The sequence below is a fragment of the Mesorhizobium sp. WSM3866 genome (genome assembly GCF_002294795.1).
Lineage (GTDB): Bacteria > Pseudomonadota > Alphaproteobacteria > Rhizobiales > Rhizobiaceae > Mesorhizobium.
Genome location: NZ_NSGC01000008.1, coordinates 157,773 through 183,563 on the forward strand (window position 1 = coordinate 157,773; position 25,791 = coordinate 183,563).

Annotated in this window: 23 protein-coding genes and 2 pseudogenes; 17 read left to right on the forward strand and 8 right to left on the reverse strand. The window is 63.4% G+C overall.

What is annotated here, in order from left to right:
* Window positions 1-36 precede the first annotated feature (36 nt).
* Both CK222_RS19415 and CK222_RS19420 read right to left on the reverse strand, forming a co-directional pair.
* Window positions 37-567, reverse strand: a complete 531-nt coding sequence (locus CK222_RS19415; RefSeq protein WP_095801573.1) for a dihydrofolate reductase family protein — start codon at window positions 565-567, stop codon at window positions 37-39.
* Between the two features lie 95 nt (window positions 568-662).
* Entirely contained in the window at window positions 663-1,553 is an 891-nt protein-coding gene (locus CK222_RS19420) for a LysR family transcriptional regulator (protein WP_095801457.1), read from the reverse strand.
* A 212-nt stretch (window positions 1,554-1,765) separates the two neighbouring features.
* Between CK222_RS19420 and CK222_RS19425 the strand changes: the two genes are divergently transcribed.
* The 7 genes from CK222_RS19425 (at window position 1,766) to CK222_RS19455 (ending at window position 8,393) form a co-directional block, all read left to right on the forward strand.
* The gene (locus CK222_RS19425; protein WP_095801458.1) at window positions 1,766-2,701 is read left to right on the forward strand and encodes a DMT family transporter; all 936 of its coding nucleotides are present in this window, start codon (window positions 1,766-1,768) and stop codon (window positions 2,699-2,701) included.
* A 30-nt stretch (window positions 2,702-2,731) separates the two neighbouring features.
* The gene (locus CK222_RS19430) at window positions 2,732-3,454 is read left to right on the forward strand and encodes a haloacid dehalogenase type II (RefSeq protein ID WP_095801459.1); all 723 of its coding nucleotides are present in this window, start codon (window positions 2,732-2,734) and stop codon (window positions 3,452-3,454) included.
* A 214-nt stretch (window positions 3,455-3,668) separates the two neighbouring features.
* Window positions 3,669-4,100 (forward strand): hypothetical protein, encoded by a 432-nt coding sequence (locus tag CK222_RS19435; RefSeq protein WP_066993122.1) that lies wholly within the window; start codon window positions 3,669-3,671, stop codon window positions 4,098-4,100.
* A gap of 308 nt (window positions 4,101-4,408) precedes the next feature.
* A complete protein-coding gene (locus CK222_RS19440; protein ID WP_245322367.1) occupies window positions 4,409-5,245 on the forward strand; it encodes an ABC transporter permease in 837 nt (278 codons plus the stop codon).
* 13 nt (window positions 5,246-5,258) lie between these two features.
* On the forward strand, window positions 5,259-6,101 hold the full coding sequence (locus CK222_RS19445; RefSeq protein WP_095801461.1) for an ABC transporter permease: 843 nt from the start codon (window positions 5,259-5,261) through the stop codon (window positions 6,099-6,101).
* Window positions 6,098-7,240 carry an extracellular solute-binding protein gene (locus CK222_RS19450; protein ID WP_066993114.1) on the forward strand — a complete coding sequence of 381 codons (1,143 nt, stop codon included), beginning with the start codon at window positions 6,098-6,100 and terminating at the stop codon, window positions 7,238-7,240. Before CK222_RS19445 ends, CK222_RS19450 begins: the two co-directional genes overlap by 4 nt.
* Window positions 7,233-8,393, forward strand: a complete 1,161-nt coding sequence (locus CK222_RS19455; RefSeq protein WP_095801462.1) for an ABC transporter ATP-binding protein — start codon at window positions 7,233-7,235, stop codon at window positions 8,391-8,393. The genes CK222_RS19450 and CK222_RS19455 overlap by 8 nt, the downstream gene beginning before the upstream one ends.
* Before the next feature lie 36 nt (window positions 8,394-8,429).
* On the opposite strand, the gene CK222_RS19460 is transcribed toward CK222_RS19455, so the two are convergent.
* Window positions 8,430-9,410, reverse strand: a complete 981-nt coding sequence (locus CK222_RS19460; protein WP_066993111.1) for a GlxA family transcriptional regulator — start codon at window positions 9,408-9,410, stop codon at window positions 8,430-8,432.
* Between the two features lie 199 nt (window positions 9,411-9,609).
* On the opposite strand from CK222_RS19460, the gene CK222_RS19465 reads away from it, so the two are divergent.
* The 10 genes and pseudogenes from CK222_RS19465 to CK222_RS19510 all read left to right on the forward strand — a co-directional run bounded on the left by CK222_RS19465 (window position 9,610) and on the right by CK222_RS19510 (window position 19,480).
* Window positions 9,610-10,296 (forward strand): GntR family transcriptional regulator, encoded by a 687-nt coding sequence (locus CK222_RS19465; RefSeq protein WP_067321755.1) that lies wholly within the window; start codon window positions 9,610-9,612, stop codon window positions 10,294-10,296.
* A gap of 160 nt (window positions 10,297-10,456) precedes the next feature.
* Window positions 10,457-10,668, forward strand: a pseudogene (locus CK222_RS32950) (diguanylate cyclase); the annotation flags it as partial.
* Window positions 10,669-10,896: 228 nt separating this feature from the next.
* The gene (locus CK222_RS19475) at window positions 10,897-11,817 is read left to right on the forward strand and encodes a dihydrodipicolinate synthase family protein (protein WP_095801463.1); all 921 of its coding nucleotides are present in this window, start codon (window positions 10,897-10,899) and stop codon (window positions 11,815-11,817) included.
* On the forward strand, window positions 11,802-13,319 hold the full coding sequence (locus tag CK222_RS19480; protein ID WP_095801464.1) for an aldehyde dehydrogenase: 1,518 nt from the start codon (window positions 11,802-11,804) through the stop codon (window positions 13,317-13,319). The genes CK222_RS19475 and CK222_RS19480 overlap by 16 nt, the downstream gene beginning before the upstream one ends.
* Complete coding sequence (locus tag CK222_RS19485) at window positions 13,316-14,647, forward strand: FAD-binding oxidoreductase (RefSeq protein WP_095801465.1); 1,332 nt, start codon at window positions 13,316-13,318, stop codon at window positions 14,645-14,647. The genes CK222_RS19480 and CK222_RS19485 overlap by 4 nt, the downstream gene beginning before the upstream one ends.
* Before the next feature lie 83 nt (window positions 14,648-14,730).
* Window positions 14,731-15,582 (forward strand): glycine betaine ABC transporter substrate-binding protein, encoded by an 852-nt coding sequence (locus tag CK222_RS19490; protein WP_095801466.1) that lies wholly within the window; start codon window positions 14,731-14,733, stop codon window positions 15,580-15,582.
* A 77-nt stretch (window positions 15,583-15,659) separates the two neighbouring features.
* Complete coding sequence (locus CK222_RS19495) at window positions 15,660-16,751, forward strand: glycine betaine/L-proline ABC transporter ATP-binding protein (RefSeq protein ID WP_095801467.1); 1,092 nt, start codon at window positions 15,660-15,662, stop codon at window positions 16,749-16,751.
* Window positions 16,752-16,766: 15 nt separating this feature from the next.
* Window positions 16,767-17,613 (forward strand): annotated as a pseudogene (locus tag CK222_RS19500) (ABC transporter permease subunit).
* Complete coding sequence (locus CK222_RS19505) at window positions 17,610-18,470, forward strand: ABC transporter permease subunit (protein ID WP_067321777.1); 861 nt, start codon at window positions 17,610-17,612, stop codon at window positions 18,468-18,470. The pseudogene CK222_RS19500 and the gene CK222_RS19505 overlap by 4 nt, the downstream one beginning before the upstream one ends.
* A gap of 11 nt (window positions 18,471-18,481) precedes the next feature.
* On the forward strand, window positions 18,482-19,480 hold the full coding sequence (locus CK222_RS19510; RefSeq protein WP_095801468.1) for a 4-hydroxyproline epimerase: 999 nt from the start codon (window positions 18,482-18,484) through the stop codon (window positions 19,478-19,480).
* Window positions 19,481-19,840: 360 nt separating this feature from the next.
* Here the strand turns inward: CK222_RS19510 and CK222_RS19515 are convergent, their stop codons facing one another.
* The 5 genes from CK222_RS19515 to CK222_RS19535 form a co-directional block, all read right to left on the reverse strand.
* Complete coding sequence (locus CK222_RS19515) at window positions 19,841-20,794, reverse strand: EamA family transporter (RefSeq protein WP_095801469.1); 954 nt, start codon at window positions 20,792-20,794, stop codon at window positions 19,841-19,843.
* A gap of 137 nt (window positions 20,795-20,931) precedes the next feature.
* The gene (locus tag CK222_RS19520) at window positions 20,932-21,501 is read right to left on the reverse strand and encodes an EF-hand domain-containing protein (RefSeq protein WP_245433109.1); all 570 of its coding nucleotides are present in this window, start codon (window positions 21,499-21,501) and stop codon (window positions 20,932-20,934) included.
* A gap of 134 nt (window positions 21,502-21,635) precedes the next feature.
* Complete coding sequence (locus tag CK222_RS19525) at window positions 21,636-22,787, reverse strand: FAD-binding oxidoreductase (protein ID WP_095801471.1); 1,152 nt, start codon at window positions 22,785-22,787, stop codon at window positions 21,636-21,638.
* Between the two features lie 24 nt (window positions 22,788-22,811).
* Entirely contained in the window at window positions 22,812-24,131 is a 1,320-nt protein-coding gene (locus tag CK222_RS19530) for an aspartate aminotransferase family protein (protein ID WP_095801472.1), read from the reverse strand.
* Window positions 24,132-24,219: 88 nt separating this feature from the next.
* The gene (locus CK222_RS19535; protein WP_164748385.1) at window positions 24,220-25,710 is read right to left on the reverse strand and encodes a winged helix-turn-helix domain-containing protein; all 1,491 of its coding nucleotides are present in this window, start codon (window positions 25,708-25,710) and stop codon (window positions 24,220-24,222) included.
* Between the last annotated feature and the right edge of the window lie 81 nt (window positions 25,711-25,791).

Here is a 25,791-nt window from a genome sequence, read left to right on the forward strand (position 1 = left end):
CGACGCGACGGCGCCCTCCGTCGGGGAGTTGCGTGCCTACGCGGGAACATAAGTCAACCTGATCGCTTCCTCCCCGATCAAATCACTGGCCACGAGCCGGAGCCGCGGCCGGGGGCCGGCGAAGAATGGCTTTCCGTGACCAAGCACGACGGGATGGATGTAGAGACGATACTCATCGATAAGCCCGAGGTCGGTCAGGCTTCGCGCCAGGTCCGGTCCGGAAACGGCGATCTCCCCAGCGAGCCGAGCCTTCAGGTCACGTATCATCTCCGCCAGGCCGCCTTCGACAAGCGTGGCGTTGGGGCCAACGGACTGCAGCGTGCTCGACACGACCCACTTCGGCTGGCTCCGCCACGCCGTCGCGAATTCGCGGAGCTCAGGGGTCCACTCGGAACGGTCCTCGTCCCAGTAGCGCATGACCTCGTACATGCGACGGCCGTACACGCTGCCCGTCAGGCCGCGCACTTGCTCTATCCAGTGACGAAACAGCGCGGGATCGGGCGCAAATGCCTCGTGGTCGACATAGCCGTCCAGTGACTGATTCATTCCGAAGACGAGCTTCGCCATGCTAATTCCATCCCAGCATTCTTTCAGGATACCAGTGAATCGCGCCGCTGCGTGCTCTGTGACGGCCTTGTCACGCTCCTGGCCAGCACGATTGTTCAAACGGCGATCTGAAGCGCCCCGTAGCGTTTGACTTCGGCTTCGATCTCCCTGACCAAAGTCTCCAGCGCGGGATTTCGGGAGTTGCGTGCGCGCCTGATCACATAGGCCAGGTCCGGCGGCTTGGGGAAGTGTTTGTCGACGATCTCCATGCCGGGTTGCAGGTGCCGCTGGCTCAAGAGCGCGACGCCGAGCCCGGAGGTCACGCCGGCGACGATCCCGGCTGCGCTGGAGCATTCGAACACGGTCTCGAACACCGTTCCCTCGTCCTGCCCAAGATCGAGGCCCCAGCGCCGATAGAAGCAGTTCTCGTCGAAGGACAGGAACGGGATCGGCTTTTCCTTCGACAGGACCAGATCCGGCGACTTCACCCAGTGCAGCGTCTCGCGGTAGAGGACGATGTCGGCAGGGCGAACCTCGTGCTGGAACAGCTGGACGATCGCGGCGTCAAGGGCCCCCTGGCTGAGCTGCTCCCGCAAGACGAGGCTCATGCGCACTTGCGTACGGACGCTCACCTCGGGATGAAGCCTGCGGAACCGGCCAAGAATGCGCGAGAGATCCGTGCAGGTCGTATCCTCGGTCATTCCCAGCGCGATCTTGCCTTGCAGCGTGCTTTTCGAGAGGCTCAGTACCGCCTCGTCATGAATTCCCAGGATGCGCCGCGCATAACCCAGGAGATCGTGCCCGGCCGTGGTGAACAGCGGCGCGTTTGGCTTCCGGCTGAGGATTTCGCAGTCGAGGCTCGCTTCCAGCCGCCTCATCTTGTGGCTGACGGCCGATTGCGACAAACCCAGAACCTCGGCCGCACGGGTGACACCGCCATGTTTCTCGATCGCGACCAGCGCCCGCAGGGCATCGACATCCAGGCGGCGGCTCATAATTCCAGCCATGACAATCCTCGCTCGCAATGAAAGCACCGCGCCAAACCTCTGACACAGAGCGGATTTTCGGGCAAATATTTATGTCATTGTTCGTAGCTGTTTCATGAGCCTATCGAAATTTGTCATGTGCAAGGCAGCGAGTGTGCAGCCATAAGTCTGCGCCAGACAGCGCTGGTGATCCGCTTCAGGAGCATGGCGCACCGCTCGAATAAAGACAGCCCATGACGCTTCTGCAGAACAAGCCTCATCCTCTGGTATGGCCGACCGTGGCGGCAGCCCTGGTCCTAAGCTGGAGCTCCGGCTTCGTCGGCATCCGCTACGCCAGCGAGAACGCCGACGTCATGCTGGTCCTGTTCTGGCGGACTTTTTTGTCCGGACTTATCCTTCTGCCATTTGCTCTTTTGATCGGGCAGCGCATCAGCGGGCGCGCCTTGGCGCAGCAGATGGCGTTCGGCGTGGCGACGATGTTCCTCTATCTAGGCGGATTCGCCCTTGCCATCGGCCAGCGCGTTCCGACCGGCCTTGTCGCGCTGATCTCCGATCTTGTCCCTCTCGCCATCGCGGCGCTGTCGCAGCCCATTCTCGGCCACCGGCTGAGCGCAAGACAATGGATCGGAACAGCCCTGGGCGTAACGGGCGTCCTTATCGTCTCCCTGGACAGCCTCAGTCTCGGCAAAGCACCGGTCTGGGCCTATGTCCTCACGATCGCTTCCATGCTGGTGTTCGCCCTGGCGACCGTGGTGCAGAAGCGGATCAGGACGATCGATATGCCCATCCATCAGAGCTTGTGCATTCAATGCCTGACGGCGGCGATCCTTTTTGCCGCCTGCGCCGAATGGAACGGCGGCCTGACACCGCCGCTCGATGGGCGTTTCCAATTCGGCATGGCGTGGCTGGTGCTGTTCTCGACCTTCTTCTGCTACGGCGTCTACTATATGAGCCTGCGTCACTACACCGCCGCACAGGTCAGCAGCGTGGTCTATCTCAGCCCGCCGGTGACGATGCTCTGGGCGTGGCTGATCTTCGGCGAACCGCTATCGAGAGCGATGTTCCTCGGCCTGGCGGTGACCCTGTTCGGTGTCTGGCTCACGGCATCGAGGAGCGCTGCATCGAAGGACGAGGCGCGTTTGAGCTCATGCGAGCAGCCTGCCGGATAATCACGCGACACCAACAAGGAGTGCAATTCCATGAAGCTGACCGATTTCAAGGCCCTGACCTTCGACTGCTACGGCACGCTCATCGACTGGGAATCGGGCATGATCGAGGGCCTGAAGCCGCTGACAGAGCGCGCCGGGCGCCGTTTGAGCCGCGACGAGATCCTCGAGGCGCATGCCCGGCACGAATCCAGCCAGCAGAACTGGACTCCGGCAAGACGCTACCGCGACCTTCTGCCGATCGTCTACAAGCGGCTTGCCGAGGAATGGGGCGTCGTCGCCACCGCAGAGGAATGCACGGCCTATGGCGAAAGCGTGAAGGATTGGCCGGCCTTTGCCGACTCGGCGGAAGCCTTGCGGTATCTCAAGCAGCACTACAAGCTGATCATCCTTTCCAACGTCGACAACAAGAGCTTTTCGTTCAGCAACAAGAAGCTCGGCGTCGACTTCGACGCGATATACACGGCAGAGGACATCGGCTCCTACAAGCCCTCCGCCCGCAACTTCGACTATATGCTCGAAAAGCTGGCGATGATCGGGGTGGAGAAAAGCCAAGTCCTGCACACTGCCGAAAGCATGTTCCATGATCACGCTCCCGCCAATCGCGTCGGCCTGGCATCGTGCTGGATCTATCGCCGTCACGCCGACCAGGGCTTCGGCGCCACGATGCACCCCGGCGACATGCCAAATGTGGACTTCCGCTTCGACAGCATGGCCGACCTCGTCAACGCGCACAGGCAAGAATTGGGCGCCTGAGTCCGCAGCGCGCGGAGGAGGCGCTGACCGAGCCGATGAGACCCCGAGATAGCTACACGACGCTACGCCGCCTGCTTTCGTGGCGTCCTCTCGCAACCGGATTCAATCCGCCAGCCTTGGAACCAAAAGACCTGCGAGACTGTTCAGCTATCGTTTCATACAACGCTGACGTGCCCTGCCGGTTGGGCAATCGGCGCTTTCGAGGAGTCTCACCATGTCCAGAATTCGTTCAGCCGCGATTGCGGTCATCGCCGCTGTCGGCGTGAGCTTTGCCAGCGCTGCTCACGCCGACAGCGGCACGATCCGCTTCTCGATCTATAAGGCGGCCTTCTTCATCGGCGGCGCCGGCGGCGAAGGCACGCTGACCTTCCGTGGTCGCAACTATCCCATCTCGATCGGGGGCATCTCGGGCGGCCTCGCCTTCGGGGCTTCCAAGACCTATTTCAAAGGCACAGTGCGCCACATTCGCCGCGCCCGCGACGTGGCGGGAGTGTACGGCGCAGCGGGCGGCGGCGGCGCGCTCGGCAGAGGCGCTCAGGTGATCGTCATGACCAACGACAAGGGCGCCGAGCTCCAGCTCACAGGCCGGCAGGTAGGCCTGCAGATCAATGCCGATCTCAGCGGCATGACCATTGGGCTGAAATAAGGGGCGGTCAAAGCGGTCATTCCCTCCGCCAATTGGCGCTACCTGATCCAGCCGCACCGAGTGTCCGGTAGAATGGGAAGGGCCCGATGTCGGGCCCTTTCCCTTGCTTGCCTGGACTGTTTGCGTGGAGGCACGGCACGACGCGATCGCCAACAGTCGGAGGCTCTCTGGCTCAATCGCCGCCTGTAGACATCGCGCTCCCAATCACCCAATCTGAGCTGCGGGAACAGAAGCGCTTCAAAGAAAGCGCGGACCTTCGGGTGCGCATGAAAAATCGATGGACCTTGTATGATCCACGGCTGGCCTGGATGCTTATCGCGCCGGTGCTGCTGCTCTTGATCTTCTTCCTGGTGCTGCCGATCGCCGTGATGTCGGTCTACACCTTCTTCACCTTCGTCACCGCCGGCGTGGAAACCAGCGCGCTGACAACCGCGAACTGGCACGAATTCCTCACCGACAGCTACTATCACGGCTTTCTATTGAAGACGCTGCGGGTCGGCGCCATCACCGCGCTGCTCTGCGGCGTGCTCGGCTATTTTCCGGCCTATTTCATCTGGGCGACGAGCTTCAGGCACAAGTGGCTGCTGCTTCTCCTGCTCATCGTGCCGTTCTGGATCAGCTTCACCATCCGCACCTTTTCCTGGATCAACATTCTCGGCGAACAGGGCGTCATCAACGTGGCGCTCATAAAGTTGGGCATTGTCAGCGAGCCGCTGCCGATGCTCTACACCGAGGGCGCGGTGATCATGGGGCTGCTGCATTTCCTGCTGCCCTACATGATCCTCAACGTCTATGTCAGCCTGGAAAGCATCGACCGCACGCTGATTGCGGCAGCCCGCTCGATGGGCTGCACCAGTGCGCAGGCGTTTCGCGAGGTGACGCTGCCGCTTTCGCTGCCCGGCCTCGCGGCCGGCCTGCTGCTCTGCTTCGTGCTTGCCGCCGGCAGCTATGTGACGCCGCAGCTTCTGGGCTCGGGCCGCGACGCGCTGTTCGGCAATCTGATCTACGACACCATCATGAGCGAGCTGAACTGGCCGATGGGCGCCACGCTTTCGATCGTGCTGTTCGTCGTGCTCGGTTTCTTCGCCGCCATCTACACCCGCTACATGGGCATGTCGCAGATCGTCAAAGGCCTTGGAGGATGAGGGGATTGGGCGGATGAAGCCTGCACGCCGGAAAGAGGAAGGCAGATGGGCCTGGCGGCTGACTGGCTTCGTCACGCTCTGCGTCTACATCTTCATGTTCGCGCCGATTGCGGCGACCGTCATCCTGTCGTTCAACGCCTCGATGTTCGGCGGCTTCCCGATGACCGGCTTTTCGCTGCAATGGTACGGCAAGCTGATGGCCAATGAGGCGGTGCTGGCCGCGTTCCGAACGTCGCTGTGGATCGCCCTGGTCACTGCGGCCGCCGCCACGGCGATCGGCGTCGTCACCTCGTTCGCGCTGGTGCGTTTCGAGTTCCCCGGCAAGCAGACGCTGAGCACGCTGGTGATCCTGCCGGCGCTGGTGCCCGAAACCATTCTGGGCGTCGGCCTCCTGGTGCTGATCAAGGCGGTCGACCAGCCGCGAACGTTGCTCCTCCTGGTGCTCGGCCATATTCTGCTCGCCGTGCCCTATGTGGTGCTGATCACCCAGGCGCGCATGGTGGGCATCCGGCGCGTCTATGAGGAGGCCGCGCTTTCGCTCGGCGCCTCGCGCTTCTCGTCCTTCCGCGAGATCACGCTGCCGCTGCTCATCCCGGCGGTCGTTGCCGGCGCGCTGCTCGCCTTCACCATCTCGTTCGACAACACCTCGGCCAGCCTGTTCTGGCGGCCGGCCGGCGTCGAGACCATGCCTACCCAAATCCTTTCGATGCTGAAGATTTCGATCAGCCCGGAGATCAATGCGCTGGGCACGGTCATGATCCTGGTGACCGTCGGCATCCCGCTGATTGGCGGCATTCTCATGCAAAGCCTGACAAAATTGAGAAGACGAGGCGAACCAAAGGAGGAAGCAAAATGAAACTATCCACCACCAAACGGCTGGAACGGCTGCATGACCGCTACGTGAACGGCGATTTGAGCCGCCGCACCTTTCTGAGCCTGACCGCCGCCGCCGCGGCCTCGGCGGGCCTCTCCATGCCGTGGATGAGCCGCGCGCTCGCCGCGGTCGAGCAGGTGCGCTTCGACGGCTGGGGCGGAACCGTGCAGGAGGCGATCGACAAATACGCCTTCCAGCCCTACACAGCCAAGACCAAGATCAAGGTGGTCCAGGGCACGTTCGGCGACGAGAACGAGATCATCACCAAGATCAAGACGGCGAAGCCAGGCGACTTCCAGATCGTGCATTCGTCCGGCGTCAACTACTACATCAAATACGTCAATGCCGGCATGAACTCGGAGATCAACGAGGCCAACATTCCCAACATGGCGAATGTGCTGCAGCCGATGATCGAGCCGTTCCGCAAGCTGACGCCAAAGCTCTCGGCGGTGCCCTACGACTACGGCACCACCGGCATCGCCTACAACACCAAGGTGATCTCGCCCGAGGAGGCGAAGGAAAAGGGTGCCGGCCTGCTGCTCGACAAGAAATACGCCGGCAAGGTCGGCGGCTATGCCGACATGACCACCCGCGTCTGGTACGCGGCTTTGGCCACCGGACAGGATCCCAACAACATCAAGGACATGGATACGATCTGGGCCAAGGTGCGCGAGACGCGCGACCTCGCCAAGAAATTCTGGAGCTCCGGCGCGGAACTGATGGACCTGTTGTCCAAGGGCGAGATCGTGGTGACCGACGCCTGGTCGGGCCGCGTCGCCGCCCTGCAGGATCAGGGCCATCCGATCGGCTATCTCGATCCGGCGGGCTCCTATGCCTGGATGGAGGACATGCTGATCCTGAAAGGCTCGCCGATGACCGAATGCGAAGAGCTGATCAACTTCATGCTCGATCCGGCGACCTCGATCGCGGTGGCCGAGGGCCAGAGCTACCCGCCGTCGCTCGACCCGACCAAGGTGAAGCTAACCGAGAAGATCGAGAAGCTGCCGGCTTTCGACAAGACCGGCTCGATGAAGGCGCTGACCTTCGCCGATCCGGTCTACTGGGCGACCAACGAGGACGCCTGGACCAAGCAGTGGGACAGGATCGCGAAAGGTGCCTGACAGAAGCGAAGCGTCACTCAGCCCCCGGCCGGTCTCGGCCGGGGCACCCGGCACAGCTCCCAACATGAGTGCGGAGCAGCCAGCGGTCGAGTTCCGCGACATCGACATCGCCTATGGCAAGTTCGTCGCGGTGCGCGACTTCTCGCTGTCGATCCGCAAGGGCAGTTTCGTCACCCTGCTTGGGCCGTCGGGCTGCGGCAAGACGACGATCCTGCGCTCCATCGCCGGGCTGGTCGACATTTCGGGCGGCCAGATCATGATCGATGGGCGGCGGGTCGACGACGTGCCGATCTACAAGCGCAACATCGGCTTGGTGTTCCAGAGCTACGCGCTGTTCCCGCACAAGAGCGTGTTCGACAATGTCGCCTTCGGCCTGAAGTATCGCAACGTGCCGAAGCCCGAGATCGCGCGCAGGGTCGGCCGGGCGCTCGACATGGTGCGGCTGCCGGGCAGCGAGAAGAAGCTGCCCTCACAATTGTCGGGCGGGCAGCAGCAGCGCATCGCGCTGGCGCGGGCCATCGTCTTCGAACCGCAGGTGCTGCTGCTCGACGAGCCGCTATCGGCGCTCGACGCCAACATGCGCGAGGAGATGCGCGTCGAGATCAAGAAGATCCAGAAGGCAACCGGCATCACCGCCATCTTCGTCACCCACGACCAGGAAGAAGCGCTCTCCATGTCGGACCGCATCGTGGTGATGAACGCCGGCTCGGTCGAGCAGATCGGCACGCCGGAGGAAGTCTATGAGCGGCCCGCCACCGCCTTCGTCGCCGACTTCCTCGGCAAGGCCAACATGCTTGCCGGCACCGTCAGCAGATCTGACGGGCAGATAGCGGTGACGCTTGCCGCTGGCCAGACGGTCAACGTGATGTCGCCGCGGCCGCTGGCGCCGGGCAGCAAGATCACCGTGGTGGTGCGGCCGCAGAAACTGTCGGTCGGTCCTGCAGCAGGCGGCAACCGGCTCTCCGGCCGGGTCGTCTCGACCTCCTATCTCGGCGGCAGCGCCATTTACGAGATCGACTTCGGCGGCAAGACGAGCATCCGCGCCAACGCGCCGATCAACGGCCGCATCGTCCGGGAGGGCGAGATCATCGAGGTCGGGTTCGATCCGAGCGGCTGTGTTTTGCTGGACGAGAACGGGCAGCGGATTTCGTAGCCTACCAAGCCCCTGTTCGCATCGGCCTTAAGGAATTCACTGCTTCGCCGCTTGAGCAGCCAAGCGGCCTGGATGCCTGAGGTTGGTCGGCGTGATGCCGGTGTGCTGGCGGAATACCCGGCTGAAGTGCCCGGCATTTTCGAAGCCGCACCTGTAGGCGATGTCGCCTATCTGCAGGTCGCTGCCTTCCAGCAGCGACTTGGCGTAGTGAACCCGGAGCGCCAGGTACGCGGCCATCGGGCTTGTGCCCAGCTCGGTCGCGAAAAGACGCTCGAGCTGGCGCCGGGAGCAATTCAACCGGCTTGCGATCTCGGTGACCGATATCTTTTCCTGCAGGCTGCTTTCCATCAGCAGCAAGGCCCGTTTCACCGCACGGCTCGACGCTTCGGGAAACAGGTCGCCGACGGGCTGCACGTCCCGGATGTTGCGGATGCGATCGAGCACAAGGATCTTGGCGGCTTTTTCCGCCGCCTTCTGACCGATGAATTGCGACACGAAATAACCGGCGAGGTCTGCCGCGCCGGTGCCGCCGGCACATGTCGCGCGGCCGCGGTCGACCGAATAGAGGCTGTCGGCATGCGCATTCACATCGGGGAATTCGGCGCGAAAATCCTTGATGTGGAACCAGCTGACGGCGGCGCTGTAGCCGTCCAGCAAGCCGTAGCGGGCCAGCACGAAGCTTCCCGTGCACAGCGCGGTTATCGGCACGCCCTTGTCGGCGGCCCGCAGAAGGAACGCCTCCTTTTCAGCGCTGAGATTGCGGTTGGTGTCGAGCAGGCCTCCGACCACGACGACGTTGTCGAAGTCCTCCGGATTGCCGATCGCCTTGGTCGGCAGCAATTCGACGCCACAGCTCGCCCGGATCGGCAGGCCGCGCTCGCCGACGATCTGCCAGTCGAACTCCACCCTGCGGCTGCGATCGCCCTCATCGCCGGCGAGCCGCAGCGTGTCGATGAAAAGCGACAGCGGCGACAAAGTGAAATCGCGCACCAGGAGAAACGCAAACTTCTTGGCCATGCTTTGCGGACCTGTCCCTTGCGTTATCCGAAGCTCATTCAGACAAGATCGCCGTCCGGGCTGTCATTGTGCCACCGATCCATCCGGTCTTATATTGTGTACCAAGAAAATACAATCCGTTGACTCACTTGCAAGTGCATGCGACTCTTCCAACCGTGCCAGGTATGTCGATTGGCAGAGATGATTCCGAAGGTGCGCGATGAAGGGAAGCAAGGGCAGTCTCTATGACGATCTGAAACGTCGCATCCTGACAATGGAACTCGATCCTGACGAGGATCTGGACGAGGTGGCGCTGAGCGAGCGCTATGGCCTGTCGCGGACCCCTGTCAGGGAAATCTTCCGCCGGCTGGAGGGCGAAGGTTACATCGAGATCCGCGCGAACCGGGGCGCCAGGGTCGTTCCGATGAACCATTCGACCCTTCGGCAATTCTTCCTGGTCGCCCCCATGGTCTACGCCGCCATCGGCCGGTTGGCCGTGCAGAATTTCAAGCCTTCGCAGATGGTAGACCTGAAGGACACGCAGGAGCGTTTCCGCGCCGCCAGCAAGTCAGGCGACGCGCTTTCCATGGTGGTCGAGAACAACAGGTTTCACGAGATCATCGGTGAGATGTCCGCCAACGCCTATCTTCAGCCCAGCCTCGGCAGGTTGCTGATCGACCACGCCCGCATCGGCCATACCTTCTTCCGCCCACGCAATGACGACATGCGCAAGCGGCTGCAGACGGCGGTCGAACATCATGACGGCTTCATCTCGGCCATCGGCGCGCATGACGAGGATGCCGTCGTCGACCTGGTGTTCGAGCACTGGGAACTGTCGCGCGAGAACATGGAAATGTTCATCGCGCCGCAGGGAATGAAGGCGGACGCGCTGGTCGGCGATAACTGACGGCCGCTTAGGAAAGCGATTGCGGCCGGGATAGGAAGAACGCCTGCTGCCGGGCCCGGTGCCGGCAGCGAAATCTCCCGCTTAAGACGCAGATTCCGCGGCCGCCACCTCGGGGCACCGATCCGTCAGGCCTGTTCCAGCCAGACCTTTTGCACCGCCGATCGCCGAGGAAGGCAAGAAGGGCGGAACGCTTCGCCTCGGCATGGTCGTGAAGCAAAAAAAGGTCCGCGGGTCGAGATGGCCAATATCAGCCGCACCTGACTGGAGCCGCTGGTCAGGTACCCGCGAATTCACTTCACTTTCGAATCGGTTCTGCTGGAGAGCTGGGAGATCTGCGGCGACGCCACCGAATACCTGCTCCATGTCCGCAAATGCGCGACGGGCGCGCTCTCCAGAATTGTACTCGTGCCATATTTTTTATGTGTACGTAAATTATACAATCTGTTGACTCTCGGATGCTGACGTGCAATCTTGCGCGTTATCAAACGCGATCAACCGGTTTCGAGCGCTGCGAATCCCCGCTTGGGAATTCGCGGATGGCCTCCGTTTTGCCGAATGACGCATTGGTCGAAACGGCCACTCCATCGATGGAGAAATGTCTTGAAGTTTGAGGGCATCTACACGCCGGCGGTGACGCCGATCGGTCCGGACGGTCAGATCGATAACGCGGCCTTCGCCGACGTTCTCGAGTCGCTCATCGAAGCCAAGGTGCACGGCATCATCGTTGGTGGATCGACCGGTGAATATTATGCCCAAAGCGCCCAGGAGCGCTTCGAGCTCGGTGCTTATGCCAAGCAGGTGATCGGCACCCGCCTTCCGCTGGTCATCGGCACAGGCGCTACCAGGACCGAAGATTCGGTCGAATACGCCAAAGCGGCGAAGGAGATCGGCGCCGACGCGATCCTCGTCTCGTCGCCGCCATATGCCTTGCCGACGGAGCGCGAGAACGCGGTTCATGCGCTCACCGTTGACCGCGCGGCCAACCTCCCGATCATGCTCTACAACTATCCGGCCCGCATGGGCGTGATGATGGGCGAGGAGTATTTCTCTCGCGTCGGCAAATCCCGCAACGTCGTCGCCATCAAGGAAAGCTCCGGCGAAATGGGCAATTTGCACCGGCTTGCCCGCAAGTTCCCGCACATCTCGCTTTCCTGCGGCTGGGACGATCAGGCGCTGGAATTCTTCGCCTGGGGCGCCAGGAGCTGGGTCTGCGCCGGCTCGAACTTCCTGCCGCGCGAGCACGTCGCGCTCTACGAGGCCTGCGTGCTCGAAAAGAACTTCGACAAGGGCCGCGCCATCATGAGCGCGATGCTGCCGCTGATGGACTTTCTCGAATGCGGCAAGTTCGTCCAGTCGATCAAGCATGGATGCGAGCTGATCGGCCTGAAGGCAGGCGGCGTGCGGGCGCCGTTGCGGCCTCTCAATTCGGAAGAAAAGCGATCCCTCCAGACTGTCGTCGCCACGCTGAAGCGGACGGTCGCCCAGATCACGTCGGGAGCAAACCAATGCATGAGCCTTTGACCGCCGCCGAATACAAGGCGCTCGCCGCCGAGATTCAATTCCCGACCAATGCCTTCATCGACGGAGCCTTCCGTCCGGCGAATTCCGGCAAGACGTTCAGGACGACCAATCCGGCGACCGGCGAGGTGCTTGCCGACATCGCGGCTTGCAACGCCAGAGATGTCGACTTCGCCGTGGCCAAGGCCAGGGAGGCCTTCGACGACGGCCGCTGGCAGCATCTCGCGCCTGGCGAGCGCAAGACCGTGCTTTTGAAGTTCGCGAAGCTTTTGGAGCGCAACCGCCACGAACTCGCGGTCATGGAGAGCCTCGACAGCGGCAAGCCGATCCGCGAATGCCAGACCGTCGATGTGCCGGACACGATCCATACCATCCGCTGGCATGCCGAGCTGATCGACAAGCTCTACGACAACACCGCGCCCGTTGGTTCGAAGGCGCTGACCATGGTCGTGCGCGAACCGGTCGGCGTCGTCGGCTGCGTCCTGCCGTGGAACTTTCCGCTGCTGATGCTGGCCTGGAAGATCGGCCCGGCGCTTGCGGCCGGGTGCTCGGTCATCGTCAAGCCTGCCCAGGAGACGACGCTGACCACGCTGCATGTCGCGGAGCTCGCCCATGAGGCCGGCATTCCGGCCGGCGTCTTCAATGTCGTGCCGGGGGGCGGCAAGGAGGTCGGCGAACCGATCGGAATGCATATGGGCGTCGACATGGTGGCCTTCACCGGATCGACGCCGACCGGCCGCCGTTTCCTGCGCTACGCGGCCGACTCCAACCTCAAGCGCGTCGTGCTGGAATGCGGCGGCAAGAACCCGGCCGTGGTTCTCGACGACGCCGAAGACCTCGATCTCGTCGCCGAACAGGTGGTCAACGGCGCGTTCTGGAACATGGGCGAGAACTGCTCGGCCACCTCGCGGCTCATCGTCGACGCCAAGATCAAGGACGAGCTGCTGCAGCGTATCGGCGCCTACATGCGCGAATGGAAGACCGGCGATCCGCTCGACCCTGAAAACCGCATCGGCGCGCTGGTCAGCAAGACCCATTTCGAGAAGGTGAAATCCTTCCTCGGCGACGTTAAGACCGAAAAGCTCTCGGTCGCCCATGGCGGCGCCACGCATAAGAGCGCCTATATCGAGCCGACCGTCGTCGACGGTGTCACGCCTGCGAGCCGCCTCTTCCAGGAGGAAATTTTCGGGCCGATCCTGTCGGTGACGACGTTCAACTCGCTGGGCGAGGCGATCGCGCTCGCCAACGACACGAATTACGGCCTGACCGCGTCCGTCTACACGGGGAGCCTGCGCAAGGCGATCAAGCTCTCCCGCGAGATCCGCGCCGGCGTCGTCACCGTCAACTGCTTCGGCGAAGGCGACGCGACGACACCGTTCGGCGGCTACAAGGAATCCGGCTTCGGCGGGCGCGACAAGTCGGTCTTCGCGCATGACAATTACTGCGAACTGAAGACGGTCTGGATCGACGTCTCCGACCGTTCGGTCGATGAGACCGTCCGGTGAGCGATCTCGTCGTCAAGCGGCTTCCGGCTGAATCCGGAATCTCTGGCTGGGAGGCGATCAGCAGACGCTGCTTCCCCGTCCGCACGCTCGACGGCGACATCAAGGCCGACTGGCTGATCATCGGCGGCGGCTTCGCCGGCCTCTCCGCCGCCCGGCGGCTCGCAAAGCTTCGGCCGGGCGACAGGATCGTCCTGCTGGAAGCCGGAGAGGTCGCCAAAGGTCCCGCCGGCCGGAATTCCGGCTATATGATCGACACCCCGCACAATTTGTCGTCGGGCGAATATTCCGTCGCCGGTGAGGCCGAAACAAAGGCGGAGATCGCCGAGAATCGCTTCGCGATCGCTTTCGCCGCCGAGGCGGCCGCGGAATACGCAATGTCCGCGCGCACCTTCGATCCCTCGGGCAAGATCAATGCCGCGGCGACCGAACGCGGCATGACACTCAATGCCAATTACGGCCGCTCGCTCAAGACGATCGGCGAAGAGCATCGCTTCCTCGACGCGAGCGACATGCGGGAAATCACCGGGTCGTCCTACTATCTCGGCGGCCTCTACACGCCCGGCGCCGTGATGATCCAGCCTGCCGACTATATCCGGGGGCTCGCGGCGGGGCTCGCACCGAAGGTCGACATCTTCGAGCACTCGCCGGTGCTCAAGCTCACCCGGGCCGGAAGAGCCTGGAAGGCGGTGTCGCGCACCGGAAGCGTCACCGCGCCGAAAGTCATCCTCGGCGTCAACGGCCATATCGACGATTTCGGTTACTTCCGCGGCCGCCTGATGCACATCTTCACCTATGCATCGATGACCGCCCCATTCACCGCGAAGTCGACGGGCAAGGACCGGTGGGCATTGCTGCCGGCCGATCCGATGGGCGCCACGGTCCGGAAGATAACCAACGACGGGCTCTCGCGGATCGTGATCCGGACCCGGTTCACCTATGACTGGCCCGTGCGGGTCAGCGAGAAGCGCTTGGCCGGCATCGCCGCCGAGCAGCGGACGTCACTCGATGCCAGATTTCCGGACCTCAAGGATGTGCCGTTCGAATATGTCTGGGCCGGACGGCTTTGCCTCAGCCGCAACCACGTGCCCGCCTTCGGCGAGATCGAAGACGGCCTTTATTCGGCGTGCTGCGAGAACGGCCTTGGGACCGTGAAAAGCACGCTCGCGGGCATCATGGCCGCGGATCTCGCGACCGGCACCCAGTCGAACATGCTCGACAAATATGCGGATCAACCCCAACCCGCGCGGCTTCCTCCCGAACCGTTCGCGTGGATGGGCATCAACACGGTGATCCGTTTGCAGGAATTGCGTGCTGGCCGCGAGGGATGAGTTCTCGCCGCGCAATGTGAAGACCGAGCAGACCGCGAAGTCTTCGAACGGGAATGGAAACGGAAACTAAGGAGTGAGGAAACATGAAGACGTTGTGGAAAGCGCTCTGCGCTGCCGCGATGGTCGGGATGACCATGCTGTCCGCTCAGGCGGAAGAAAAGACAATCACCGTTGGCACGATGTCGTGGGAGGATCTCACCCCCATCACAGGCATCACCACGAAGGTGCTTGAGGACGCCGGCTACACCGTCAAGGTGGTCGATTTTTCCGAATGGGGCATCGCCTACGCCGCATTGACCAAGGGCGACATTCAACTGCTCGCCTCGCAGACGGACTATGTCGCGCAGGACTACTGGGACAAGAACAAGAAGCGCCTCGAGAAGATCTCTCCGGTTTCGCACGGCCTCTACCAGGCGATCGCCGTGCCGAACTACGTGACCATCGATTCGCCCGAGCAGCTCAACGACAACGCCGACAAGTTCGGCGGCAAGATCGTCGGCATCGAGCCGGGTTCGGGCCTGATGCGCGACGCCGCCAATGCGGTCAAGGAATACGGCCTGAAGCTCCAGCTGGTCGAAGGCAGCACCGCCGCGATGACCGCCGCGCTGAAGTCGGCCGTCGACCGCAAGGAATGGATCGCCGTCACCATCTGGGAGCCGTCCTGGATGATGCAGAAGTATCCCGTGAAATTCCTCAAGGATCCGAAGGGCATCTTCCCGCCGCCGCAGAGCTACTACTGGATTGCCAAGAAGGGCTTCTCGGCCGACCATCCGCATGCCCGCGAGGTCATCGCCTCGGTCTATGTGCCGCTCGCTGATATTACCGCCATCAACGGCGCGGTCAGCGACGGCAAGAAGATGGATGAAGCCGTCAAGGCCTGGACCGACGCTCACGCCGATCTCCTGAAGCGCTGGGAAAACATCAAGGGCGAGTAATCACACCAACGGCGGGCCGCCGAACCGGCTGCCCGCCTCCAAACACGATAGCCATTTGGTGGCCCATGGGGAAGGCAATGAACATGACCGTGAATGCCCCCAACGAAGTGTTGGTCGACTGCAAATCCGTGTGGAAGGTGTTCGGGAGCCGCGCCTCGGCCGCGGTCAAGGCGATCCCCGAGCGCGGGCTCTCCAAAAAGCAGGTGCTGCAGGAGTTCAACTGCGTGGTCGGTGTTGCCGACGCTAGCCTCCAGGTCCGCCGCGGCGAGATCTTCTGCATCATGGGCCTCTCGGGAAGCGGCAAGTCGACGCTGATCCGTCTGCTTAATCGCCTGATCGAGCCGAGCCTCGGCAAGATCACGGTCAAGGGAAAGGAGATCGCCAAACTCAATGCCTCCGAGCTGCGCGACATGCGCGCCCGCAATATCGGCATGGTGTTCCAAAGCGTGGCGCTCCTGCCGCACCGCACGGTTCTGGAAAACGCCGGCTTCGGCCTCGAGGTGCGCGGCGTCGCCAAGGAAGAACGCAACAAGATCGCCCGTGCTGCCCTCGGAAAGGTCGGGCTCGCCGATTGGACATCGCGCTATCCCTCGGAGCTTTCCGGCGGCATGCAGCAGCGCGTGGGCCTCGCCCGAGCCTTGGCGGCAGACCCGGAAATCATCCTCATGGACGAGCCTTTCAGCGCGCTCGACCCGCTCATCCGCCGTCAGTTGCAGGACGAGTTCCGGCAACTGACGAAGTCGCTCGGCAAGTCGGCGGTCTTCATCACGCATGATCTCGAGGAAGCCATCCGCATCGGCGACCGTATTGCTATCATGAAGGACGGCGTCATCGTCCAGGTCGGGACGGCTGAAGACATCGTGACAAAACCCGCAGACGATTACGTCTCCGATTTCGTGGCGGGCATTTCCAGGATTCACCTGGTCAAGGCGCACTCCGTGATGACGCCAGTGGGCGAATACAAGAGTGCGCAACCGCATAGCGACGTGAACGCCCTGCCCCAAACGTCGCCCGAGGCCGACATCGGCGCGCTCATCGACCTCACGACCCAGTCCGATCGCGATGCGGTCGCGGTGGTCGAGGGCGAAACGGTCGTCGCCGTCGTCACCATCCGCGGCCTGCTGCGCGGTGTCGCCGGCAAGCCTGCGGGGGAACCCGTGGCGGCATAGCTCGGGAGGAGCACTATGGACATCTCGACCATCACCGACACGTTCGACAGTTGGACCGACACGGCTCTCGGCTGGATCAGCGACAATGGCGACTGGCTGTTCGAAACGCTGAGGGCCGGGCTTGAAGGAACCTATGACCGTCCTCTGGCTGCTGCAGCTCGCACCGTTCTACCTGATCGCGATGGTCGCGGCGCTGCTCGCGTGGCGACTGATCAATGCCCTCGCCGGCGTTCTCGCCGGGCTTGCCCTGGTCTTCTGCGCGGTCATGGGGCTCTGGGCCGAGACCGTGAGCACGCTCGCCCTGGTGATTACCGCCACCATATTGGCGCTGCTCTTCGGCATTCCGATCGGCATCGTGGCGGGTTTCGGCAGGGCGTTCGACCGTTTCCTCGAGCCGATACTCGACCTGATCCAGACGCTGCCACCCTACATCTATCTTCTTCCGGCGATCGCGCTGCTGGGTTACGGACCGGCGACCGCGCTCGTGGCCACTTTCATCGTCGCGATGCCTCCTGCCATCCGGCTCACTGCGCTGGGCATCCGAATGACGCCGCGCGAATTCGTGGAGCTGGGACACGCGACCGGCCTGACCCCTTGGCAGATGTTCGTCAAGATCAGGCTCCCCTTCGCCATCCCGAGCGTCATGGCGGGGATCAACCAGAGCCTGATGATGGCCTTCGGCATGGTCGTCATCGCCGGCATCGTCGGTTCGGGCGGTCTCGGCGAGACGATCTATTCGGCCGTGCGCACGCTCGACATTGCAACCTCTATCAACGCCGCCATCGCCATCGTCATACTGACCATGGTGCTCGACAGGCTCACGCAAAGCGCGGCCAGCCGCGCCAAGGGAGGCGCAAGATGAATTTCGATCTGCTCCGCTTTTCGCCGGGAGGTTATCTTGCCCCCGCGGTGGATTGGCTGAACACCAACTTCCATCCGTTTTTCGACGCCGTGGCCAAACTGATCGAGGCGGTGCTCAGCGGCATCGAAGTCGCCCTGCTCTACCCGCCCGCCTATGTGACGATCGTCTTGGCCGTTGCTCTGGCCTTCTTTCTCGTCGGCACCAGGGTTGCCGTCGTGACGGCCGTTGCGCTTCTCTTCTGCCTGCTGGCCGGCTTCTGGGCCGCGTCGATGCAGACGCTGGCGCTGGTGACGGTGGCGGTGATCATCTCGGTGTCGATCGCGTTCCCGCTCGGCATCCTGGCATCGCGCTCCAAGAATTTCGAGGCCGCGATCCGGCCGGTGCTGGACATCATGCAGACGGTACCGCCTTGGGTCTATCTCATCCCAGCCGTCATGATCTTCAGCCTCGGCCGCGTGCCGGCGATCATCGCGACGATCGTCTACGGCATACCGCCGATGCTGCGCCTGACGACGCTCGCCTTCAACCAGGTGCCGAAGGATCTTCTGGAGCTTGGCCAGGCCACCGGGGCTTCGCCGCGATCGATCCTGTTCAAGATAGAAATCCCCTCCGCCACGCCCACCCTGCTGGTAGGCCTCAACCAGTGCATTCTGCTCTCACTGGCTATGGTCGTGCTGGCCGGCCTCGTCGGAGCGGGCGGCCTCGGCGCGGAGGTGACGCGGGGATTGACCCGCATGGAGATGGGGCTCGGCCTGCGGGCCGGCCTGTCGATCGTGGCGATCGCCATCTTCCTCGACCGGCTGTCGAGGGGCGCGCTGGAGCGCAGCCGGGCACCCGGTGCGGCCAAGCCTGCCTGAACGGAGAGATCATGCGCCGCAGCTTCTTCTGCATCGACGCCCACACCTGCGGCAACCCGGTTCGGCTGGTCGCCGGCGGCGGACCCTTGCTGCCGCACGCCCCGATCGCCGAGCGACGCGAGCTCTTCGTGCGCGAGCATGACTGGATCCGGCGGGCGCTGATGTTCGAACCGCGCGGCCACGACATCATGTCGGGCGCCATCATCTATCCCGCCTACCGCGAGGACTGCGATTTCGCCGTCATCTTCATCGAGGTCAGCGGCTGCCTGCCGATGTGCGGCGCCGGCACGATCGGCCTGGTTACGGCGGCGCTGGAAGAAGGGCTCGTTACGCCGCGCATCCCGGGCAGGCTGTCGATCGAGACGCCGGCGGGAAGAGTGGACATCCAGTACGAGAAGCCGGGCGAATTCGTGGACTCCGTGCGGATGTTCAATGTCGCCAGTTATCTGCATGCGGCCGATGTCGGCGTCCATGTTCCAGGGCTCGGCCGGCTCGTGGTCGACATCGCCTATGGCGGCAATTTCTACGCGGTGGTCGAGCCGCAGGAAAACTGGCAGGGTCTGGAGGGCATGTCGGCCAGCGACATCGTCGACCTCAGCCGGCGTCTGCGCGACGCGTTGGCGACTGTCTGCAATCCGGCCCACCCCGAGGACGAGAGAATAAGCGGCGTCCACCACGCCATCTGGTGCGACAAGCCCTTGGGCAGCGATGCCGACGGCCGCGGTGCGGTCTTCTACGGCGACAAGGCGATCGACCGTTCGCCGGGCGGCACGGGAACGTCGGCGCGCATGGCGCAACTTCGCGGCAAGGGCCGCCTGAAAGTCGGCGACAGCTTCCGCCAGGAAAGCCTGATCGGCACTGTCTTCGAGGGCCGTGTCGAGGCGGAGGTTGACGTTGGCCCTTTCAAAGGCATTCGGCCAAGCGTCGGCGGATGGGCGCAAATTATTGGCCACAATACGATCTTCGTGGACGACCGCGATCCGTTGGCCCACGGATTCCAGATCAGGTAGGCGCTTGCTTCGCTGCCTTGTCGTGGCCTCGGTCGTCCGAATGGCCGAGCATGCGAAGCACACGGCCGATATTTACCTAAGCTGGCCAGTCTGGCCATCGTCCTTAGGGATGCGTTTCAATTGTATTAGCATTAGCGCATATTTCTATCAGCCGGTGCCCTCTTAGCGAAGTCCCCGTACTAGGTCCCCGCCGGTTAGGCCCGGTGGCCCTTGCCTTTCGCCACCAAACCCACAAGGGCTCCGGGCCGCTCCCGTGTCAGGGTGTCGACAGACCGTGTCATTCGAACCCCGAAGGACATCGGGCATGGGCGATCGACCGCGCCGATGCGGTAAACTCTCCTTGCACTTGCCATCACCGGGCTACGCGACGCGAGCCGCATGCGGCTTCAACATCGTGGCAAGCACGATGCCGGCGACGATGAAGGCGGCGCCGATGAGATCGTAGTCATGCAGGCTCTCGCCGAGCAGCAGATAGGCGAGGATGGCGACGAACATCGTCTGCAGATAGAGGAGCATGCTCGCCCGGCTGGCGCCGAGCGTCGCCACGCTGCGATTGTAGAGATAGTACATCAGGGCGCCGCCCGGGCCCGCCAGATAGGCGAGCGCGAGCCAGCCATGGGCGTTCAAGGCGGAGCGTTCGTCGTTGACCAGTTCCCACAGATGGAAAGGCAGGGCGACGAGCGCGCCGGCGCCGAGCAGGAGCACCACCAGCGGCAACAGCTCGATGCCGAATTTGGACCGGCGCACCAGCACGGTGTAGAGCGCCCAGCAGAACGCGCTGCCGACGATCCACAATTCGCCCAGGTTGAACTGTAGCTGAAGCAGCGCCGCCAGGTCGCCATGCGCGACGATCACCAGCATGCCGGCGAGCGCAACCACCGCGCCGAGCGCCTGCCAAAGCCCGAGCGGCTCGCCGAGCACGAAACGCGCGAGCACCATCGTCATGACCGGAGACAGCGCCATGATGATGCCGGCCGTGGTCGCGTCGGTGTCGGCGAGGCCGCGGTAGATCATGCCCTGGCAGAGCGTCAGGCCGATCGCTCCGACGGCGGCGATCTCCAGCGGCCGGGATTTGAGAAGCGCGATCATCGCGCCGTGATGGCGATGCACGATGGGCAGCAGGATGGCGCAGGCGAGCGCAAGCCGCCAGAAGCAGAGTCCCCAGGGCGGCATTTCCGGCGCCACCCATTTGGCCGCGATATAGACGCCGGCCGACAGCAGCCAGCACAGCACCGCGGCCGGATAGCCGGAGAGCGAAGGTACCGAGGCGGCGGCGGACTGTTCCGCCGGATGAGCTATCGGCACCGCCTGCATGTCATGCCCCCGTTCAAAGAACGTCAGCGCCCAAGGATGGCGGCAATATATCTCAATCCCTGGCCGTCACATATATGCGCTTCCATGGACAGCGGCGGCTAAGATGCCTCGCTCTGGCTGGATGTGCCTCGGAGCCACTACCGCATGCGCCCGCCACCGGAGCCATGCATGAACGACTGCAGCTCGTCCAGGTCGAGGCTGCCGTCGCCATCCTCGTCGGCGGCGTTGAAGATCCTGCCGACGATATCCTGAACTTCGCCCTGCGACAGTGCGCCGTCGCCGTCGGCATCCACTATCGCGAACATGACCTGCATACGGGCGCGGTGCATCATGCGCGGTCCCATCCGATCAGGCCTGCCAGCCATTCTGTCGCCGTCGCGCCGCGCTTGTCTGTCTTCGCGGTGCCAACGTCCGCCATGCCGGGGTCCCTGTTCAGCCGAACGATCTTCCTGCAGCTTCTCCTGGAGCGCGTCGTCGATCATCCGGCGGATCATCTCGCGCGTCGGACCTGCGGGTTGAGCATTGGCTTCCGGTGTCGCGGTCGGTCCGGGCTTCTGCGGAATGGGCGTGGGCTCCGGCGTAGCACTTGTCTGGGCAAGGACCGGGAAGGTCATGAATAGCAAGGCAGCAGCGGCGGCTGTGGTTCTGTACGGAAGTTTCATCGGGTTCTCCCTTGAGCTGTGACTGTCTCTCAAACTGAGATGCACAACCAACCTGCTCTCGATCCGATGGTTCCGCGCGAAGCCCGACGGCCCAAGAAGTGTTTCGAGCCTGCAGAATGCCGGCGCGCTCCTAGGCGCGTGACACGGACTTCGACATCCCGCCAAGCTCCATCGCTCAATCACCTAAGAGCAATGTTTCGCGCTGCCGACGGCAGCAGGCTCTCGGTGCCGGGCGCGGAAACCGGGGCGCCGTGAAGAACCCAGTCGGCCGCGATCTGCCCGATCACCGGGGCCAGCTGAATGCCGTAGCCGCCGGCGCCGGCGGCGGTCACCAATGTCGGCTCGGAAGCATCGATCGGGCCGACGAAGGGGCGATGGTCGGCGGTCACGGGGTAAAGGCCGGCCCAACCCCGGCCAAGCCGCGCGCCCGGCAGATCGGGCAGCCGCTCAAGGAGAAGCTCCGCCAGTCTGACCTTAGATCGTTCCTCGCAATGGTCGTTATAATTGTCGGGATCCTCCGGCGCGAGCGAGTCGACTTTGTGAATCTCGGCGATCAGTTCGGTGCTTTTCTCATGGCGGAAATTGAGGCCGCTGCCTTCGCCGTTTACCAGATCCATGACCATCGGCATCGTGTAGCCGAGCGGCTCGTCGAGATGGATGACGACCGCCTCGTGACGCTCGGGCCAAATGTGCAGGCGCTGGCCGAAGAGTTCGGCCACCTGCGGCGCCCAGGCTCCTGCCGCATTGACCACGACATCGCAATCGATCGGATCGCCGCTGGTCTCCAGCGTGTAGCCGCGCGCTCGCCGCCTTACCCCCAGCAGCTTGCGATATTGGCGGATTTCGCCGCCCTGGGTGCGGACCGAATGCGCCAGGAAAGTGCACATCTCGTGAGGGTCGAGGAAGCCATTGTCGGGCCCGAACAGCCCACCCTCCAGCCCACCCGGGTTGATATGCGGCACGAGTTCCGTGAGTTCGTTCGCACGATAGAGTCGGGAGCGCAGGCCGGCCTCTTCCTGAATTTCCACCGACTTTGCAAACAGTTCCATCTGCTTCTGCGTGCGCGCCAGCCGCAGATAGCCGATATGGTTGAAGCCAAGCCCCTGGCTCTCCCATTGGCGGAAGCGGCGCAGCGCATGAACGCGAAGCATGACCTCAAACGGATCGGTAAATTGCGATCCGACCACGCCAACCGACCTGCCGCTCGATCCGGAGGCGATCGACTGGCCTTCGAGCACGGTTACGCGCGCGCCCTGTTCGACAAGGTGGAGGGCCGAGCACAAACCCAACGTGCCGGCGCCGATCACCACCACATGAGGAGAAGCTGTCATCCGTGATCCTCCTGTCGGCCTGTCTCAGGACTGGCGAGCGATCTCGCCCAGGGTCTCGTCGATCGCCTGCAGAATGGCGCGGGCGTCCGCCTCGGTCATCGGTGTCGACAGCGCGAACAGGCCATAGCTGGCCGACAAGACGCCGCGGCCAAGCAAGCCCTTGTGGAAGGCATCGAGCTTCCTGCGTTCGGCCTGGCCGGGATAGACGGAGCGGTAATCCGTGACGGGATGCGACGTGAAATGGACCTTGAAGAGCGAGCCCAGGCCGACGCATTGGCCGGCAAGACCATGCTTGCCCAATGAGGCGGCGATGCCGTCGCGCAACAAAGCGCCGAGGCGATCGAGGTGGGCAAAGCTTTCCCTGGTCAGCGCCCGCATCGCGGCAAGCCCGGCGCGCATCGTCACCGGATTGGCGGTGAAGGTGCCGCCATGCGGCAAAGCGGGCTTGCCCTGGGTCGGATCGAACACCGCCATGATGTCGGCCCGGCCGCCGACGGCACCCACGGGAAAGCCTCCGCCGATGATCTTGCCCAGCGCCGCCAGGTCGGGCTCGATGCCCCACAGCCCCTGCGCGCCCGAATAGCCGAGGCGGAAGGAAATCACCTCGTCGAAGATGACCAGGGCACCCGCCGCATGGGCGATCTCGACCAAGGCGTGCAGGTAATCCTGCCGCGCCGGAATGAGGCCGGCGCGGTTCGGCATGGGATCGATCAGCACGCCGGCAATGGTATCGCGCTCAGCGGCGAAGACCGCGCGCAGCGCTTCGCTGTCGTTGAACGGCACGGCGATCACATCGTCCAGCACCCCGCGCGGCGTGCCCCTCGCATAGGGCGTGGAATTCGGCATGTCTCCCCAATTGGCGGGAGTACTGTCAAGGCTGACTTCGGCGAAGTCGTAGGAGCCGTGATAGGCGCCCTCGATCTTGACGATTTTGGGCCGCCCGGTGAAGGCGCGCGCGGCCTTGATGGCCATCATCACCCCCTCGGTCCCGGAGTTGGCGAAGCGGATCCGGTCGACCGAGGGCAAGCGCTCGACCAGCAGCTCGGCAAGCTCGATCTCGCTGACCGTCGGCGCACCGAAGGCCGTGCCGAACGGCAGCTGGTCGATCACCGCGGCGGCCACATCCGGTTGCGTGTAGCCATGGATCATCGAGGTGAAATTGTTGATGCAGTCGTAATAGACGTTGCCGTCCACATCCCAGACCCTGCACCCCTCGCCTCGCGAGGCATAGATCGGAAACGGATCGACAAAGACCGTGGTGCGCGTGTTCCCGCCCGGCATCACCTTCCTGGCACGTTCGAACAGGGTCTTCGACAGGGGCATTGCGTCTGGATAGTGCGGCATGGTTCGATCGTATGGCTTTGTTGGCGCAGTGCGCAATCGGCCAGGCGAGGCCTGCGACGTGACCACCAAGACCCAATTGAAGCCAAAGCTAGGCCAACCCCGCCATGCGAAGTCCGCTGATGTAGAGAGCGCGCTTTTCGGGCCTGACGATGGGGTGGTGCTCGTCGACCCAGGCCACCGAGAGGTTCGGCTGTAGCCGCAGGGCCTCCTTCAACGCCGCGGCGGCGGTGGCGACATCGCCGGCAAGGGCAGCCGTCGCCGCATAAGTCCGCCAAGCGGTGCCGAAAGCCGGCCGAAGCTGAACGGCCCGGCGCTCCAGATCGGCCGCCACATCGAACCGTCCCGCGGTGAAGTGGCAGATACCCATGGTGGAAAAGATCGCTGCCTGAATGAAATCCCGCGGGCTGAGCCGCGCGGCAATCGCCAGGTGATGCAAGCCATCCTCCGCCATGTCGCCATAGCCATAGGTGGAACCCAGAATGCAGTGCGCGAGCGAGAGCCCAGGATTGCGTTCGATCGCCTCCAGCAATTCGTCTACCGCCGAGCGAAAATTTCGCGACACCATGTGAACATAGCCGGCCGAAAGATGCGCCCAGGGATCGTCCTGATCGCGCACGACCGCCGCTTGTGCCCTCGTCAAGGCGGAGGCCAACAGCTCACGGGGTTTTGGCGTCAGGCCAAGTGCTGCCCGCGCGCCGGTCGTCCAGGCAAGAAGGCTGTTGGCGCGGGCATAGTCGGGATCGATCTCAAGCGCCTTGACGAGCAGACCCTCGGCCATGTCGAGGTCTTTCTCGGATCCCCACGTCCATACATGCGGCATGGCCTTCATCACAAAGCCCCAGGCGTCGAGCCTCTCGGCGGGACGGCTATGCAGGCGCAGACGCTCGGCTTCGTAAAGCTGAGGCTCGATCGAAGCCATAACCTTGTGGGTGATCTGGTCTTGCAACGCCAGGAAATCGCCGCTCTCGACATCGAAGCGTTCCGCCCACACCTGCGTACCCGCGCTGGCATCGCTCAGCGTCGCCGTGATCCTCAGGGCCTGCCCGGACTGGCGCACGCTGCCCTGCAGGACGTAGCGGACTTTCAGCTCGCGGCGCAGGCGATCGAGCTCGATGTGCTGCGGGTCATAGGCAAAGGAAGAACTCCGGTCACGCACATGCAGACCTCGCAACCGCGACAGGCCGGTGATGATGTCCTCCGACAGGCCGTCGGCAAAGTAGGACTTTTCGGGATCGTCGCCGATCAGGCGAAAACGGGTCACCGCGATCGACGGCCCCTCGTCCGCTTCGGCTGCACCGTTTCGCGTATCGCTTGCGTCAAGCCGCACCTCGCCGGTCAGCCGGTAGCCCACGCGCGCGACCGACAGGATCGAATGCGAGGCGTCGGGCCCCTCGCCCAGGACCTTGCGCAAGGCGGCGATCTGCACCGACAGGTTGCCCTCCTCGACCGCCAGTCCGTTCCAGGCTGCATCGAGCAGTTCGTCCTTACCGACCACGACTCCGGCCGAGCGCAGCAGGCGCTCCAGAAGCAGCATGGCCCGGTAGCCTACCGAAATCGGCACTCCGCGTCGGTAAAGCATTCCCGCTCCCGCATCGAGCAAGAAAGGACCAAAACTGTAGCGCCGCTCCTCCATCAGCTCACGCTAATGCAATGAGGCGTT